Below are 15,366 nucleotides of genomic sequence, written 5' to 3' on the forward strand. Positions count from 1 at the left end.
ACAAAGGTGCGCGATCTGGTCGAGATCGGCATGGGCCGGACCGCGAGGCGGGCCTACGAGCTGGACGACGTGGAGATCATCCCCTCCCGCAGGACCCGCTCGTCCAAGGACGTCTCGACGGCGTGGCAGATCGACGCCTACCGGTTCGAGATCCCGCTGATCACCCACCCGACCGACGCGATCGTGTCGCCGGGCACGGCGGTGGCGATCGGCGAGCTGGGCGGTCTGGGCGTGCTCAACGCCGAGGGCCTGTGGGCGCGCCACACCGACGTGGACGACGCCCTGTTCCGGCTGGTGCAGTCGGTGGAGGACACCGACGACCCGGCCGCGCCGGTGAAGGTGCTCCAGGAGCTGCACGCCGCGCCGGTCCGGCTGGACCTGATCGCCGAGGCGATCAAGCAGGTGCGCGAGTCGGGCGTGACGGTGGCGGTGCGGGTGAGCCCGCAGCGGGCCGCCGAGTTGACGCCGGACCTGCTCGCGGCGGGCGTGGAGGTGCTGGTCGTGCAGGGCACGATCATCTCCGCCGAGCACGTCTCGCGCGACGGCGAGCCGCTGAACCTCAAGTCGTTCATCGCCGACCTGGACATCCCGGTCATCGCGGGCGGCGTCGGCGACTACCGGACGGCCATGCACCTGATGCGCACCGGCGCGGCGGGCGTGATCGTCGGCTACGGCTACACGCCGGGCGTCACGACCACGGACTCGGTGCTGGGCATCGGCGTGCCGATGGCGACGGCGATCGCGGACGCGGCGGCGGCCCGGCGCGACTACCTGGACGAGACCGGTGGCCGGTACGTGCACGTCATCGCCGACGGCGGCGTGCTGACCAGCGGCGACGTGGCCAAGTCGATCGCCTGCGGCGCGGACGCGGTGATGCTGGGCGAACCGCTCGCGGCGGCGGCCGAGGCGCCCGGCCAGGGGCTGTACTGGACGGCGTCGTCGGCGCACCCGTCGGTGCCGCGCAGCCACGTGTCGACCGGGGTGGACCAGGTGATGGACCTGCGCAGCCTGCTGTTCGGGCCGTCGGTCGACCCGCGCGGCGTGACCAACCTGTTCGGCGCGCTGCGCCGGGCGATGGCCAAGACCGGCTACTCGGACATCAAGGAGTTCCAGAAGGTCGGCCTGACCGTCCGGGGCTGACCCGGCCGCGGGGCCCGCGCCTCCGAGGAGCCCCCACCGCGGCCCCGGCCCCGGTGGGGGCTCCTCCGCGCGCGGGTCCGGACCGATGAGGACTGGCTGTTACTCGAAGTCACCCCTACTGTCGCACGCATGGGTGGACTCGCCGGTGACGGGACCGATTACGACGTCGTCGTCGTGGGGTCGGGCTTCGGCGGCAGCGTCGCGGCCCTCCGCCTCACCGAGAAGGGCTACCGCGTCGCGGTGATCGAGGCGGGCCGGCGGTTCGCCGACCACGAGTTCGCCCGGACGTCCTGGGACCTGCGCCGCTACCTGTGGGCGCCGGCCCTGGGCTGCTACGGCATCCAGCGCATCCACGCCCTGCGCGACGTCGTGGTCCTGGCCGGCGCCGGTGTCGGCGGCGGGTCGCTGGTGTACGCGAACACCCTCTACCGGCCGCTCAAGCCGTTCTACGACGACCGCCAGTGGGCGCACATCACCGACTGGGAGGGCGAGCTGGCCCCGTTCCACGACCAGGCCGCGCGGATGCTGGGCGTGGTGGAGAACCCGACCACCACGCCGTCCGACGAGGTCATGCGGCGGGTCGCCGAGGACATGGGCGTGGCCGACAGCTTCCACCCGACACCGGTCGGCGTGTACTTCGGCGAACCGGGCCGGAGCGCCGAGGACCCGTACTTCGGCGGCGTCGGCCCGAGCCGCACGGGGTGCGTGGAGTGCGGCGGGTGCATGACGGGCTGCCGCGTGGGCGCGAAGAACACCTTGGTGAAGAACTACCTGCACCTCGCCGAGCGCAACGGCGCGGAAGTCCTGCCGCTCACCACGGTCACCGCCCTCCGGCAGGAGGCGGGCGGCGCCTGGTCGGTCGACACCCGCCGCACCGGCGGCAGGCCGCGCGGGGGCCGCCGCACGATCACCGCCGGCCAGGTCGTGCTGGCGGCGGGCACCTGGGGCACGCAGCAACTGCTGCACCGGATGAAGGCCGAGGGGGTGCTGCCCCGGCTGTCGGCGCGGCTCGGCGAGCTGACGAGGACCAACTCGGAGTCGATCATCGGCGCGAGCCGCCCCGAGGTCGACGCGAGCCGCGACTTCAGCCGGGGCGTGGCCATCACGTCGTCCATCCACCCCGACGAGCGCACCCACATCGAGCCGGTCCGCTACGGCCGGGGCAGCAACGCCATGGGCCTGCTCCAGACGCTGGCCACGGACGGCGCGAAGAGCACGCCCCGCCTGCTGCAGTTCCTCGTGCAGGCGGTGCTGCACCCGGTGCGCTTCGCGCGGCTGCTGTCGGTGCGCCGCTGGAGCGAGCGGACGGTGATCCTGCTGGTGATGCAGAGCCTGGACAACTCGATCACCACGTACAGCCGGAAGGGGCTGTTCGGCCGCAGGCTGGCCTCGAAGCAGGGGCACGGCGAACCGAACCCGGCGTTCATCCCGGCGGGCCACGAGGCCAACCGGCTGGCGGCCGAGCACATCGGCGGCGTCGCGGGCGGCACGTGGGGCGAGCTGTTCGACATCCCGCTCACCGCGCACTTCATCGGCGGGTGCGTGATCGGCTCGGACGCCGCCACGGGTGTGATCGACCCGTACCACCGGGTCCACGGGTACCCCGGGCTGTCGGTGGTGGACGGGTCGGCGATCTCGGCGAACCCGGGCGTGAACCCCTCGCTGACCATCGCGGCGCAGGCGGAGCGGGCGTTCTCGCTGTGGCCGAACAAGGGGGAGGCGGACCAGCGGCCGGCTCAGGGGGAGGGGTACCGGCGGCTCCCGGCGGTGCACCCGGTGAAACCGGTCGTGCCGGCGTCCGCCCCGGGCGCGCTGCGCCTGCCGGTCGTGGAGGTGCGGGGCGCGCGGGGCGGGGCCGGCGGAGCGGCGGGCACGACGCGCTGCCCTTGATGGTCGTGCGCGCCCGAAATGCTTTTGCGCCTTGTGCCGAGCCGGCTATTCGGCCGCGTACTGCGCTTCTCACGAAGCGGCGCCGCACCTCGTGCACACACCGGTCGCTTCGTGTTCTCCTCCCCGTACGGCCTGGGCGCAGCCCGATCAGATTCGCTCGGGGGTGTCAAGCACGCTTTACCGCTTGACACCCCCGAGCGAATCTGATTGCCTTCGGCAGGCCGTGCGGGGAGGGGAACACGACCGCTCTTTCTTTTCCTCCTCCTTGGGGGCCTCTCGGCCGCTCTTCTTACCTGTGTTGCGCACCGATCTGGGTGAGAATCGGTGCGGTACGGATCTGATTGGTGCGGTAGAGCATGAGGCTGAAGGGATTAAAAGAGTCCTCGCCGGACAGGCAGGCCGCCAAGGAGGAGGAAGAGCAAGAGCGGTCGTGTTCTCCCCGCATGGCCTGTCAAAGACGACCATGCTTTCTTGGGGGGTGCAAGCGAAAAGCGTGCTTGCACCCCCCAAGAAAGCATGGTAGCCCTCCGGGCAGGCCATACGGGGAGAACACGAGGGCATCGGGCTGCACGGGGCGTGCCGAAAACCCAAAAGCTGAGGGCGTGCGCCGGAGATGAGTGGTGAGGGTGGTGCATGTGGGCTATTGGTATGAGTGGGTGACAACGGGTAAAAGTTGACGGTGTGCGGTTGTGCCGGCGGTCCTATGGTGGGGGTGTGGCAGCGAAGCCGTTTGCGTCCAGTGCCGACCTCGCACCCAAGGACGAGGTGTTCGTCGAGTTGGCGGAGGGCGTCTACGCGTTCACCGCCGAAGGTGATCCGAACGTGGGCGCGGTGGAGGGGGAGGACTTCCTCGTCTGCTTCGAGGCCAGGGCCACCCCGGTCGCCGCCCGGCGCTGGTTGGGGGTGTTGCGCGAGCGCACCCGCAAACCCGTCCGGTACCTGGTGCTGAGCCACTACCACGCGGTGCGGACGTTGGGGGCCAGTGCGTTCGGCGCGGAGGAGGTCATCGCGCACGAGCAGACCAAGGTGCTCATCGCCGAGCGCGGCGAGCAGGACTGGGCCAGTGAGCACGCTCGGATGCCGCGCCTGTTCGAGGAGCCCTCCTCGATCCCCGGCCTGACGTGGCCGACGCTCACCTTCTCCGACCGGCTCACCATCCCGCTCGGCGGTGACCGGGGCGACCTCGAACTGCGCTACTGCGGGCGCGGGCACACCGCCGGTGACATCGTGGCGTGGCTGCCGCACCAGCGGATCCTGTTCGCGGGTGACCTGGTCGAGTCGCAGGCCGCGCTGTACACCGGTGACGCGTTCCACGACGAGTGGGCGACGTCCACCCTGGACGCGGTCGCCGCGCTGGGCGCGGAGGTGCTGGTGGGCGGGCGCGGGGCGGTGGCCCGGGACCGGGGCGAGGTCGACGCGGCGATCGCCCAGTCGCGGAACTTCCTGGACGAGCTGCGGCGCACCGTGGGGTCCGTGCACGTCGGCGGGGGCACGGTGGCCGAGGCGTTCGCCGCCGCGCACCGGGCGCTCGCCCCGCGCTACGGCCGGTGGCCGATCTTCGAGCACTGCCTGCCGTTCGACGTGCAGCGGTACTGGGACGAGTGCGAGGGCGTGGGGTGGCCGCGGATCTGGACCGCCGAGCGGGACCGCGAGGTGTGGGAGTCGCTGCGGTGATCCCCGTGCTCGTGGTCGGCGGCGGACCGGTCGGGATGACGGCCGCGCTGCTGCTGGCCCGCGCGGGCGTGCCGAGCGTGGTCCTGGAGGCGGCCGGGGAGCGGGTCGCCGCGGGCAGCCGGTCGATCTGCGTGCAGCACGACGTGCTGCAGGTCCTGGAGCGCGTCGGCGCGGGGCGGGCCGTGGTCGACGCGGGCGTGACCTGGTACCGGGCCCGCACGTTCGTCCGCGGCCGGGAGGTGCTGACGGTGGAGCTGCCGCGGCGGCGGGGGTTCCCGCCGTTCGTCAACACCCCGCAGACCGAGGTCGAGCGCGTCCTGGAGGCCCGCGTCCGCGCCGAACCGCTGGTCGACCTCCGCTACGGGGAGCGGGTCGTCGGCCTGCGGCAGGGCGCGACCGTCCGCGTCACGACGGAGGGCGGCGCGTACGAGGGCTCGCACTGCCTGGCGGCGGACGGCGTCAAGTCGACGGTCCGCGACCTGCTCGGCATCGGCTTCCCGGGTCACTCGTACGAGGACCTGTTCGTCATCGCGGACATCCGGGTCGACCTGGGCCACCGGGAGCCCGAGCGGCTGTTCCACTTCGACCCCGCCTGGAACCCCGGCCGCCAGGTCCTGCTGCACCCGCAGCCCGGCGGCGTGCACCGGATCGACTGGCAGGTCCCGGAGGGCTTCCGGCTGACCGACGAGCACATCCGGCGGATCACCGGCTCCCGCCCGTACGAGGTGCTCTGGCAGTCCACCTACCGCTTCCACCAGCGCCGCGCCACGCGGTTGCGGGACGGGCGCGTGCTGCTGGTCGGCGACTCCGCGCACGTGATGAGCCCGTTCGGCGCGCGCGGCCTGAACTCCGGCATCTGCGACGCCGACAACGCGGTGTGGAAGGTCGTGCTGGACCGGGCGGGCGAGGCCGGGCCGGCGCTGCTGCCGTCGTACGAGCTGGAGCGCGGCGCGGCGGCCGACGAGAACCTGCGGGTCACCGGCGAGACCATGCGCTTCCTCGTGCCCCGCACGGCCGCGGAGCGGGCGCACCGCCGCGCGGTGCTGGAGGGCGGGGACGCCGGGCTGATCGACTCGGGCCGGCTGTTCGAGCCGTTCGCCTACCGCGACTCCCCGCTGACCAGCCCCGGCTGCACGGGCGCGATGGCGCGCGACAGCGGGCGGTTCGGCCCCGGCTTCACGGTGGAGGACGGGGCCCTCGTCCGCCCGGACGGTCACCTCGCCGCCGTCGGCGCGGACCCGGGCGCGGCACTGCGCCGCGCCAAGGGCTTCACCGACGCCTGAACCGGGCCGCGGCCCGATCGGACCACAGCCCGACCGGGCCGCTTGGACCGGGCCGCGGCGCCGGTCTGCCCCCCACGCCGCCGAGCCCGTCGTCAGAGGGCGATGCCGGTCAGCACCATCGTCCGCTGCTCGGTGAAGTCCTCCATCGCCGACCGCACGCCCTCGCGCCCCGTCCCGGACCCCTTCACCCCGCCGTACGGCATCTGGTCGGCCCGGTAGGAGGGCACGTCGCCGATGATGACGCCGCCGACCTCCAGCTCGGCCGCCGCCCGGAACGCCACCGCCACGTCCCGCGTGAACACCCCGGCCTGCAGCCCGTACTCGGTGGCGTTGGCCTGCTCGAACGCCTCGTCCACCGAGTCCACCACGGACACCGCCAGCACCGGCCCGAACACCTCCTGGTGCCACAGCCGGGCCGACGCGGGCACGTCCTGCACGACGGTGGGCTCCACCGACGTCCCGGACCGCCCGCCGCCGACGTGCAGGGTCGCGCCGGCGGCCACGGCCTCGGCGACCCACTCCTCGACGCGCCGCGCGTTGTCCTCGTCGATCAGCGGCCCGACCTCCACCTCGGGGTCGTGCGGGTCGCCGGTCCGCAGCGCCCGCACCGCCGCCACCAGCCTGGGCACGAACTCGTCCGCCACGTCCCGGTGCACCAGGACCCGCTGCACCGCGATGCACGACTGCCCGGCCTGGTAGTTGCCGAACGTCGCGATCCGCGCCGCCGCCAGGTCCAGGTCGGGCCAGTCCGCGCAGACGATCGCCGCGCTGTTGGACCCCAGTTCCATCACCACGTGCTTGCGCGGCGCCGAGTCCGCCAGCGACCAGCCCACCGCCGTGGACCCGGTGAACGAGATCACCGGCAGCCGCTCGTCGGTGACCAGCGACCCCATGTCCGAGCCGCGCACCGGCAGCACGGAGAACGCGCCCTCCGGCAGGCCCGCCTCGGCCAGCAGCTCGCCCAGCAGCAGGGCGGACAGCGGCGTGGCCGACGCGGGCTTCACGACGACCGGCGCGCCGACCGCGAGCGCCGGGGCGACCTTGTGCGCCACCAGGTTGAGCGGGAAGTTGAACGGCGCGACGGCCAGCACCGGCCCGCGCGGCACCCGGCGCACCACCGCGAGCCGCCCCTCGCCGCCGGTGTCGGTGTCCAGCCGCTGCAGGTCGCCGGTGAACCGCCGGGCCTCCTCGCCCGCGAACCGGAAGGTGTTCACCGCCCGGGTGACCTCGACGTTCGCCCACTTGAGCGGTTTGCCGTTCTCGGCGGTGATGGTCTCGGCGATCTCCTCGGCGCGCTCCGCGAGCGCCCGCGACACCCGCAGCAGCGCCTCCGCCCGGACGTGCGCGGGCGTGCGGCGGAACTCGCCCGCCACCGCGGCGGCCGCGGCCACGGCGCGTTCCACCTGGTCGGGGCCCGGTACGGCGACCGAGGCCACCTCCGTGCCGTCGAACGGGTGGTAGACGGCGGTGGCCTGCGCGCCCTGCTCCGGGTGACCGGCGATCCAGCAGGGCCGCGGCTGCGGGGTAATCGCGTCCATGGGCCACAACCTAGGCCGTTCCTCGCACCCGGCGCAGGTCTGAGACCATGTCCACCGTGTCCGACAGCAGCAACCGCCCCGTCCTGGTCATCGACTTCGGCGCGCAGTACGCGCAGCTGATCGCCCGCCGCGTGCGGGAAGCGCAGGTGTACTCCGAGGTCGTGCCGCACACCGCGAGCGTGGCGGAGCTGCTGGAGAAGGACCCGGCGGCGATCGTGCTCTCCGGCGGCCCGGCCAGCGTCTACGAGCCGGGCGCGCCGCAGGTCGACCCGAAGCTGTTCGACGTCGGCGTGCCGGTGTTCGGCATCTGCTACGGCTTCCAGGCGATGGCGGGCGCCCTCGGCGGCACCGTCGAGCGCACCGGGACCCGCGAGTACGGGCGCACCGACCTGGGCGTGACCAGCAGCGGCGGCCTGCTGCACGAGGAGCTGCCCGGCACCCACCCGGTGTGGATGAGCCACGGCGACGCGGTCACCGCCGCGCCCGAGGGCTTCACGGTGACCGCGTCCAGCGACGGCGCGCCGGTGGCCGCGTTCGAGGACCCGGGGCGCCGGTTCGCGGGCGTCCAGTACCACCCGGAGGTGGGGCACTCGCCGCACGGCCAGGAGGTGCTGCGCCGCTTCCTGCACGAGATCGCCGGCATCCGCCCGCAGTGGACGACGTCGTCCATCGTGGACGAGCAGGTCGCCCGCGTCCGCGCGCAGGTCGGCGACGGCAAGGCCATCTGCGGCCTGTCCGGCGGCGTCGACTCGGCGGTGGCCGCCGCCCTGGTCCAGCGGGCCATCGGGGACCGGCTGACCTGCGTCTTCGTCGACCACGGCCTGCTGCGGGCCGGGGAGCGCGCGCAGGTGGAGCGCGACTTCGTGGCCGCGACCGGCGTCAAGCTCGTGACCGTCGACGCCCGCGACCGGTTCCTGGCGGCGCTGGCCGGCGTCACGGACCCGGAGGAGAAGCGCAAGATCATCGGCCGCGAGTTCATCCGCGTCTTCGAGCAGGCCGAGCGCGACCTGAAGGCCGAGGGCGACTACCGGTTCCTGGTGCAGGGCACCCTCTACCCGGACGTGGTCGAGTCCGGCGGCGGCGCGGGCACCGCGAACATCAAGAGCCACCACAACGTCGGCGGCCTGCCCGACGACCTCCAGTTCACCCTGGTGGAGCCGCTGCGCGCGCTGTTCAAGGACGAGGTCCGGCGGGTGGGCGCCGAGCTGGGCCTGCCGGAGACCATCGTGCAGCGCCAGCCGTTCCCCGGGCCCGGCCTGGGCATCCGGATCATCGGCGAGGTGACCGCGGAGCGCCTGGAGGTGCTGCGCAAGGCCGACGCGATCGCCCGCGAGGAGCTGACCAGCGCCGGCCTGGACCGCACGATCTGGCAGTGCCCGGTGGTGCTGCTGGCCGACGTCCGCAGCGTCGGCGTGCAGGGCGACGGCCGCACCTACGGCCACCCGGTGGTCCTGCGCCCGGTCTCCAGCGAGGACGCGATGACCGCCGACTGGACCCGCCTGCCCTACGAGGTGCTGGAGCGCATCTCCACCCGCATCACCAACGAGGTGGCGGAGGTCAACCGCGTGGTGCTGGACGTGACGAGCAAGCCGCCGGGCACCATCGAGTGGGAGTGAGCCGGCCGGGGGGACCCGGACGAGCGGAGAGGGGCCACCCCCGCGGCAGCGGGAGCGGCCCCTCTCTCGTTCCCCGGTCACGCCACCCGCGCCCGCTCCCCCGAGCGGCGCGGGCCCCCTTGCCCGCTAGTCGCGCCGGCGCGCCGACCCGACCAGGAGCCCCAGGCCGATCACCATCGCGCCCCCGGCCAGGGCCCACCGCACGTCCAGGAAGGCCGGCCACGACGCCCCGTCGGACAGCATGTAGGCGGCGGCGACCAGGGCGGCCGCCCCGAACACCAGCCCCACCACGTCGATCCCGCGCTTCTCGATCGAATCCCGGTCAGCCACGGACCAGCACCACCTTCCCGACTCCCGCGCGGATGTCCAGCCCGAGCTCCAGGCCGCCCGGTCCGTCCGCGCCCCTGTCCGTCACTTCCGCGGTCCGGTCCCGCCCGTCGAGCTCGGTGCCGAGGCACTCCAGCGAGCCGATCCCGGTGTGGCAGGTCGCCACCACGTCGGCGCCCGCGGGCACCCGCACCCGGATGGAGCCCACGCCGACCTCCACCTCCGTCCGCACCTCGCCCGCGGCGGGCAGGCCGGTCAGGTCCAGGTCCACCTCGCCCGCGTTGGTGTCGTAGCGGTCCAGCACCTGCTCGGCCGCGGTCGGCCGCGCCGTCACGTCGCCGACGTGGTCCGAGCCGTCGAACGAGCCGAAGTCCGCGGCGGTCATCGCCACCCCGACCACGCTCAGCGGCACCACCAGGGGGATCAGGCCCCGGCCCCCGCCCCGCACGGCCCCGACCAGCAGGCCGGCGGCCAGGGTGGCCACCACGAGGCCGATCACGTGCGGCGCGGTGAACCAGGCGCTGTAGGACGAGGCCACCAGCGACCCCGCCAGGACCACCAGCGCGAGCCCGAACGCCACCCCGCCGACCCGCGAGCGCCGCCGGGGCGGGCGCGGTGGCCCGACCGGCGCCGGGACCGGCGCGGGCGCGGGCAGGTCCCAGGCGAACGGCGCGGCGCCCAGCGGGTCCCACGCCGGCGGCGTCTCGCGGGTGGTCGGGGATCCGGTCGTGTGCACGGGGCTCACCTCGGGTGCGACGGGCGGACGGTTGAGCGAGCCCCGGCTGCGGTGCAGCAGGTAGACCGCGCCGACGGACAGCAGCACGCCACCCACCATGGTGAACCCGCCGTCGACGAAGAAGCCGGTCGCGGGCAGCACCGCGAGGCCCAGCACGACGGTCAGCGCCACCGGGGTCGAGCTGCGGCCCCGCCCGATCAGGGACTCGGCGGCGGAGACCTCGTCGCCCTCCTGCGCCAGCCACAGCCAGCCCAGCAGGTAGATCAGGACCCCCGCGCCGTTGCACAGCGCCATGGCCACGAACGCCACCCGGACGACCACGGGGTCGACCCGGTACCGCTCCGCGAGCCCCGCGGCGACACCGGCGATCTTGCGCCCCTGGTGCGGGCGCCGGGGCCGACTGGCCCAGAAGTCCTTCAGCGTCTCCTCGACGCCTGCTGCGCTCAGGTTCCCGCTCACGGTGTCGAGCATGGCCGCCGGGGCGCGCCCCGCGCATCGGGGACCCACCCTGAACCGGGTATCGGGTGGAACCCTGATGGAACGGCGCCCCGACCCGTGTGACGATCGGGGGGTGAGCGCGCAGGTGGACGCCGTCCCGGTCAAGCAGCCGGCCAAGCCCGTGGAACCGGTGCGCCGGCGCCGGTCCGGGCGCGTGGTCGCGGGCGTGGCGGGCGGTGTCGCCGACCACCTGGGCGTCGAGGTGTTCTGGGTGCGGGCGGTGTTCGCCGCGCTGACCGCGCTCAACGGCGTGGGCGTGGTCGCGTACGGCCTGCTGTGGCTGTTCGTGCCGCAGCGCCCCGCCGCCGAGCCGGAGCAGCCCTCCACCGACCCCCGCGAGCGCCAGCAGGCGCTGGGCCTGGTCGCCCTCGGCATCGGCGCGGCGGTGGTCAGCGGCCTGCTGTCCGGGCCGGTCAGCGGCTGGATCGTCGGGCCGCTCGCGGTGGCGCTGGTCGGCGCGGCCGTGGTGTGGCGGGAGGCGGACGAGGCGCAGCGCCGCCGCTGGCGGGACGGGGCGAGGTCGGGGTTCCTCGGCACCGGCCGGTCCGCGGTGGTCCGGGTGCTGGCGGGCGTGGCGCTGGTCGCCATCGGCATCGGCGTGCTGCTGGTCAGCAGCTACGGCATCGACCAGCTGCGGTTCGCGCTGCTCGCGGTGGTGGCCACGCTGGGCGGCGTGGCGGTGCTCACCGTGCCGCTGTGGATCAAGCTCATCACCGACCTGGGGGAGGAGCGCCGGGTCCGCATCCGGACCGAGGAGCGCGCCGAGATCGCCGCCCACCTGCACGACTCCGTGCTCCAGACGCTCGCCCTGATCCAGAAGCAGTCGGGGGACCCGCGCGAGGTCAAGCGCCTGGCGCGCAGCCAGGAGCGGCAGCTGCGGGACTGGCTGTACGGCCGCAGCGCGGAGGAGGGCGACCGGCCCGCCACCCTGTCCGCCGCGGTCGCCAAGGCGTCCGGCGAGGTGGAGGACCGGTTCGCGATCGGCGTCCAGCAGGTCGTGGTGGGCGACTGCGAGCTGGACCACAACCTGCTGGCCCTGGTGCAGGCGTCCCGCGAGGCGATGGTGAACGCGGCCAAGCACGCGGGCGTCGCCGAGATCAGCGTCTACGGCGAGGTCGAGCCCGATCGGGTGACGGTGTTCGTCCGGGACCGCGGTCGGGGCTTCGACCCGGAGCTGGTCCCGGAGGACCGGCATGGCCTGGCCGACTCCATCCGGGGGAGGATGGACCGGCACGGCGGGGAGGTCCGGCTGCGCACCGGCCCCGGCGAGGGGACCGAGGTGCAGCTGACGATGCCGCGGAAGACCTCCGGCACACCCGCGGACACAGGACGAGGGGCCACGACGTGACAGGCCAGAAGACTGCGGTGCGGGTGTTCCTGGTGGACGACCACGCGCTGTTCCGCGCCGGTGTGCGGGCGGAACTCGACTCGATCACCGACGAGGTGGACGTCGTCGGCGAGGCCGGCTCGGTCGGCGAGGCGGTCGTGGGCATCAACCACCTCAAGCCGGACGTGGTGCTGCTGGACGTGCACATGCCCGACGGCGGTGGCGCGGAGGTGCTGCGGCAGGTCCGCACGGCGCTGCCCGAGGTGGTGTTCCTGGCGCTGTCGGTGTCCGACGCCGCCGAGGACGTCATCGCGGTGATCCGGGCGGGCGCGCGCGGCTACGTCACCAAGACGATCTCCAGCCAGGAGCTGGTGCGGGCGGTGGTCCGGGTCTCCGAGGGCGACGCGGTGTTCAGCCCGCGGCTGGCCGGGTTCGTGCTCGACGCGTTCGCGGACCGCCCCGGCGCGGCCCCGATCAGCGACCCCGAGCTGGACCTGCTGACGCCGCGCGAGCGGGACGTGCTGCGGCTGCTGGCGCGCGGCTACGCGTACAAGGAGATCGCCTCGGAGCTGTTCATCTCGGTGAAGACGGTGGAGACGCACGTGTCGAGCGTGCTGCGCAAGACCCAGCTGTCCAACCGCTACGAGCTGTCCCGCTGGGCCTCGGACCGCCGCCTGGTCTGACCCCCGCCGCTCGGGCGGTTCGTCGCCGGGCGCGCGGCGGGCGGTGCGGGCGCGGGGTGTGCGCGCGCGGTCCGGCGCCGGGTCGCGCGCCCCCCGCGACGTCCACCGGCTCGACCGGCCGCTCGCCGCCACCTCGGCCGAGGTGGCGGCGGGCTCAGTTGGTGGAGACCAGCTTGGCCAGCTCGCGGTCGAAGTCGATCCACAGGTCCTCCTCGCCGGGCTGGACCACGTCGTAGGTCAGGTCCAGGAACTCGGCGACGGCCTCGGCCCGCGCGGACAGGATCGCGAACCCGGTCGGCGCGTTCAGCTCCAGCAGGACCCGCTCCGGGTCGTCGCCGGCCGGGCGGACCAGGATGTCCCCCTCGCCGGAGGGCGTCAGCAGGCCGTCGGCCAGCAGGTCGCGGGCGAAGATCCACTCGACCTTGCCCTGGCCGGTGTGGAACAGGACGGCGACCGCGTACGGGTCCTCCGGCTCGTAGTGCAGCTCGGCCTCCACGGGAGCCGGCGCGACGCCGGGGACGAGGAGGTGGAAAGTGGTCGTGGTGGTGATGCTCTCGGTGCTCATGTCCCCTTGGGTTCCCTTCCGGTGTCCGTCCCTCTCACGAGAGAAGACGCCCGAGGGGTCGATACGGGACGTCGTTCGCCTGAACACCACGCGATCGGGGGAGACCTGAGTCTCAGGTCCACCCGTTTGCCCACGCGGCTCGTCTCAACTGGACGTACCGGTGGGTAACACTGCGTTATCGCAGGTCACTTGAGCGTAGTCACCGGCTCGCGGTCGACCGGGACGATGGCCGTCGCGGGCTGCTTCCGGGTCAGCGCGACGCCCACGAGCACCACGACCATGCCCGCCACGACGCGCAGGTTCAACTCCTCGCCCAGGAACACCGCGCCGAGCAGGACCGACACCACGGGCAGCAGGTAGCCGACCGTCGTGGCGTTGGTGGGCCCCTCGTCCTCGATGAGGCGGTAGTTGATGACGAAGGCCACGCCGGTGCCGAACACCCCCAGGACGCCGACGGCGACCAGCGCCTGCCAGCTCGGGTGCACCGGCTGCAACCCGGCCACCGGCACCACCGCCGCGGTCAGGCCGGTCGCGGCGACGAGCTGGGTGGAGGACATCTGCAGCGGGGACAGGCCGCGGCCGGACACCGTCCGGCCGATGTAGGTGTAGCTGACCGCGTAGGAGGCGGCGGCGGCCAGGCAGGCCAGCGCGCCCCAGCCGGCCAGGCCGGACCTGCCCCACGGCGCGAAGATCAGCAGCGTGCCCGCGAAGCCGAGGACCAGGCCCGCGAACCGGGCGGTGTTGCGCTTGCGCTCGTGGCCCAGCACCAGGCCGATCGCCAGGGCCCACAGCGGGGTGGTGGCGTTGAGGACGCCCGCCACGCCCGAGTCCACGCTCTGCTCGCCCAGCGCGAACAGCGTGAACGGGATCAGGGTGCCGAACACCGCGGCGAACGCCAGCCGGCCCCAGGAGGCCCGGTCGCGCGGCAGCCGCTGACCGCCGGCCAGCAGCAGCACGACCAGCACGGCGGCGCCCAGGGCGGTGCGGGCCAGGGCGATCTGGACCGGGGAGAGACCGGTCAGCGCGATCTTGATCCAGAGGAAGCTGGAACCCCACAGCAGGGCGAGGACGCCCATCCTGATCAGCGTGCCCGGTCTGTTCACGAGCACATGCTGCTCTCCGCGAAGCAACAGGACAAGTGAATAGAAGTGCACGACCATTAAGTACAGCTATACGATGGCGTGATGCTGGACGTGCGTCGCATGCAGGTGCTCCGGGCCGTGGTCACCACCGGCTCCATCACCGCCGCCGCGGTGAACCTCGGCTACACCCCCTCAGCGATCAGCCAGCAGGTTGCCGCGCTGGAGAAGCAGGCCGGCCTGCCGCTGCTGGACCGCGTCGGCCGGGGCGTGCGGCCCACCGCCGCCGGCCGGCTGCTGACCGAGCACGCCGCCCGCATCACCGACCGGCTGGTCGAGGCCGAGGCGGCGCTCGCCGACCTGCGCGAGGGCCGCACCGGGCGGCTGCGGGTGCGGTACTTCGCCACCGCCGGCGCGGCCCTCGTGCCGCCCGCCGTGGCCGCGTTCAAGGCCCGGCACGCCGAGGTGCAGCTCGACCTCAAGCTGATCGAGCCGGACGACCCGATGGCGGAGCTGGCCGCGGGCCGCGCCGACGTGGCGCTGTCGGTGCTCCCGCACGGGGCCGGGGCGCCGCGCGGCGTGCGCGTCGTGCACCTGCTCGACGACCCGTACCTGGCCGTCCTGCCCCGCGGGCACGACCTGGCCCGCAAGCGCGTGCTGGACCTCGCCGACCTGGCCGACGAGCCGTGGGTCGACGCGGTGAACCCGCCGGGGCCGTGCCGGGACATCGTGCTCGACGCCTGCGCGTCGGCCGGGTTCGCGCCCAACTTCGTCCTGGAGTCCGACGACTACCCGACCGCGCAGGGCTTCGTCGCCGCCGGCCTGGGCTCGACCATCGTGCCGAAGCTGGGGCTGGGCGTCGTGCACCCCGGCGTGGTGGTGCGCAAGCTGCGGCGCCCGCAGCCGACGCGCGGGATCTGCGCGGCCATCCGCGAGGACAGCGCGGACTCGCCGCCCGTCCGGACCCTGCTGGACGCCCTCAAGGCCGCCGTCGCCTGAGCCGCGCCCGC

The 15,366-nt window shown here is 73.9% G+C and carries 13 protein-coding genes; 8 read left to right on the top strand and 5 right to left on the bottom strand.

All coding sequences use genetic code 11. The features are described from left to right. Positions 1-6 precede the first annotated feature (6 nt). From JOE68_RS18035 to JOE68_RS18050, 4 genes are all read left to right on the top strand, one after another. Positions 7-1,140 (top strand): GuaB3 family IMP dehydrogenase-related protein, encoded by a 1,134-nt coding sequence (locus JOE68_RS18035; RefSeq protein WP_204843487.1) that lies wholly within the window; start codon positions 7-9, stop codon positions 1,138-1,140. A 129-nt stretch (positions 1,141-1,269) separates the two neighbouring features. Continuing rightward, positions 1,270-3,030 (top strand): GMC family oxidoreductase, encoded by a 1,761-nt coding sequence (locus JOE68_RS18040; RefSeq protein ID WP_204843488.1) that lies wholly within the window; start codon positions 1,270-1,272, stop codon positions 3,028-3,030. A 714-nt stretch (positions 3,031-3,744) separates the two neighbouring features. Further along, entirely contained in the window at positions 3,745-4,704 is a 960-nt protein-coding gene (locus tag JOE68_RS18045; protein ID WP_204843489.1) for an MBL fold metallo-hydrolase, read from the top strand. After that, positions 4,701-5,987: an FAD-dependent monooxygenase gene (locus tag JOE68_RS18050; protein WP_307819727.1), complete on the top strand. Its 1,287-nt coding sequence runs from the start codon at positions 4,701-4,703 to the stop codon at positions 5,985-5,987. Before JOE68_RS18045 ends, JOE68_RS18050 begins: the two co-directional genes overlap by 4 nt. A 92-nt stretch (positions 5,988-6,079) precedes the next feature. On the opposite strand, the gene JOE68_RS18055 is transcribed toward JOE68_RS18050, so the two are convergent. Next, entirely contained in the window at positions 6,080-7,525 is a 1,446-nt protein-coding gene (locus JOE68_RS18055) for an aldehyde dehydrogenase family protein (RefSeq protein WP_204843490.1), read from the bottom strand. Positions 7,526-7,572: 47 nt separating this feature from the next. Between JOE68_RS18055 and guaA the strand changes: the two genes are divergently transcribed. Next, positions 7,573-9,141 (top strand): glutamine-hydrolyzing GMP synthase, encoded by a 1,569-nt coding sequence (guaA, locus tag JOE68_RS18060; protein ID WP_204843491.1) that lies wholly within the window; start codon positions 7,573-7,575, stop codon positions 9,139-9,141. 126 nt (positions 9,142-9,267) lie between these two features. On the opposite strand, the gene JOE68_RS18065 is transcribed toward guaA, so the two are convergent. Both JOE68_RS18065 and JOE68_RS18070 read right to left on the bottom strand, forming a co-directional pair. After that, on the bottom strand, positions 9,268-9,471 hold the full coding sequence (locus JOE68_RS18065) for a hypothetical protein (RefSeq protein ID WP_204843492.1): 204 nt from the start codon (positions 9,469-9,471) through the stop codon (positions 9,268-9,270). Continuing rightward, positions 9,464-10,663 carry a PspC domain-containing protein gene (locus JOE68_RS18070; protein ID WP_307819728.1) on the bottom strand — a complete coding sequence of 400 codons (1,200 nt, stop codon included), beginning with the start codon at positions 10,661-10,663 and terminating at the stop codon, positions 9,464-9,466. The genes JOE68_RS18065 and JOE68_RS18070 overlap by 8 nt, the downstream gene beginning before the upstream one ends. A gap of 76 nt (positions 10,664-10,739) precedes the next feature. Between JOE68_RS18070 and JOE68_RS18075 the strand changes: the two genes are divergently transcribed. Together JOE68_RS18075 and JOE68_RS18080 are read left to right on the top strand one after the other, a co-directional pair. Further along, on the top strand, positions 10,740-12,050 hold the full coding sequence (locus JOE68_RS18075) for an ATP-binding protein (RefSeq protein ID WP_204843494.1): 1,311 nt from the start codon (positions 10,740-10,742) through the stop codon (positions 12,048-12,050). Beyond that, on the top strand, positions 12,047-12,712 hold the full coding sequence (locus JOE68_RS18080) for a response regulator (protein WP_184689503.1): 666 nt from the start codon (positions 12,047-12,049) through the stop codon (positions 12,710-12,712). Before JOE68_RS18075 ends, JOE68_RS18080 begins: the two co-directional genes overlap by 4 nt. 154 nt (positions 12,713-12,866) lie before the next feature. Here the strand turns inward: JOE68_RS18080 and JOE68_RS18085 are convergent, their stop codons facing one another. Together JOE68_RS18085 and JOE68_RS18090 are read right to left on the bottom strand one after the other, a co-directional pair. Beyond that, positions 12,867-13,277, bottom strand: coding sequence for an SsgA family sporulation/cell division regulator (locus tag JOE68_RS18085; RefSeq protein WP_204843495.1), 411 nt, complete (start codon positions 13,275-13,277; stop codon positions 12,867-12,869). 185 nt (positions 13,278-13,462) lie between these two features. Then, a complete protein-coding gene (locus JOE68_RS18090; RefSeq protein ID WP_307819729.1) occupies positions 13,463-14,386 on the bottom strand; it encodes a DMT family transporter in 924 nt (307 codons plus the stop codon). Positions 14,387-14,461: 75 nt separating this feature from the next. Here JOE68_RS18090 and JOE68_RS18095 point away from each other — a divergent pair, with 75 nt between their 5' ends. Continuing rightward, positions 14,462-15,355 (top strand): LysR family transcriptional regulator, encoded by an 894-nt coding sequence (locus tag JOE68_RS18095; protein WP_204843496.1) that lies wholly within the window; start codon positions 14,462-14,464, stop codon positions 15,353-15,355. The last annotated feature ends 11 nt before the right edge of the window (positions 15,356-15,366 follow it).

Source organism: Saccharothrix algeriensis (assembly GCF_016907655.1).
Taxonomy (GTDB): domain Bacteria; phylum Actinomycetota; class Actinomycetes; order Mycobacteriales; family Pseudonocardiaceae; genus Actinosynnema; species Actinosynnema algeriense.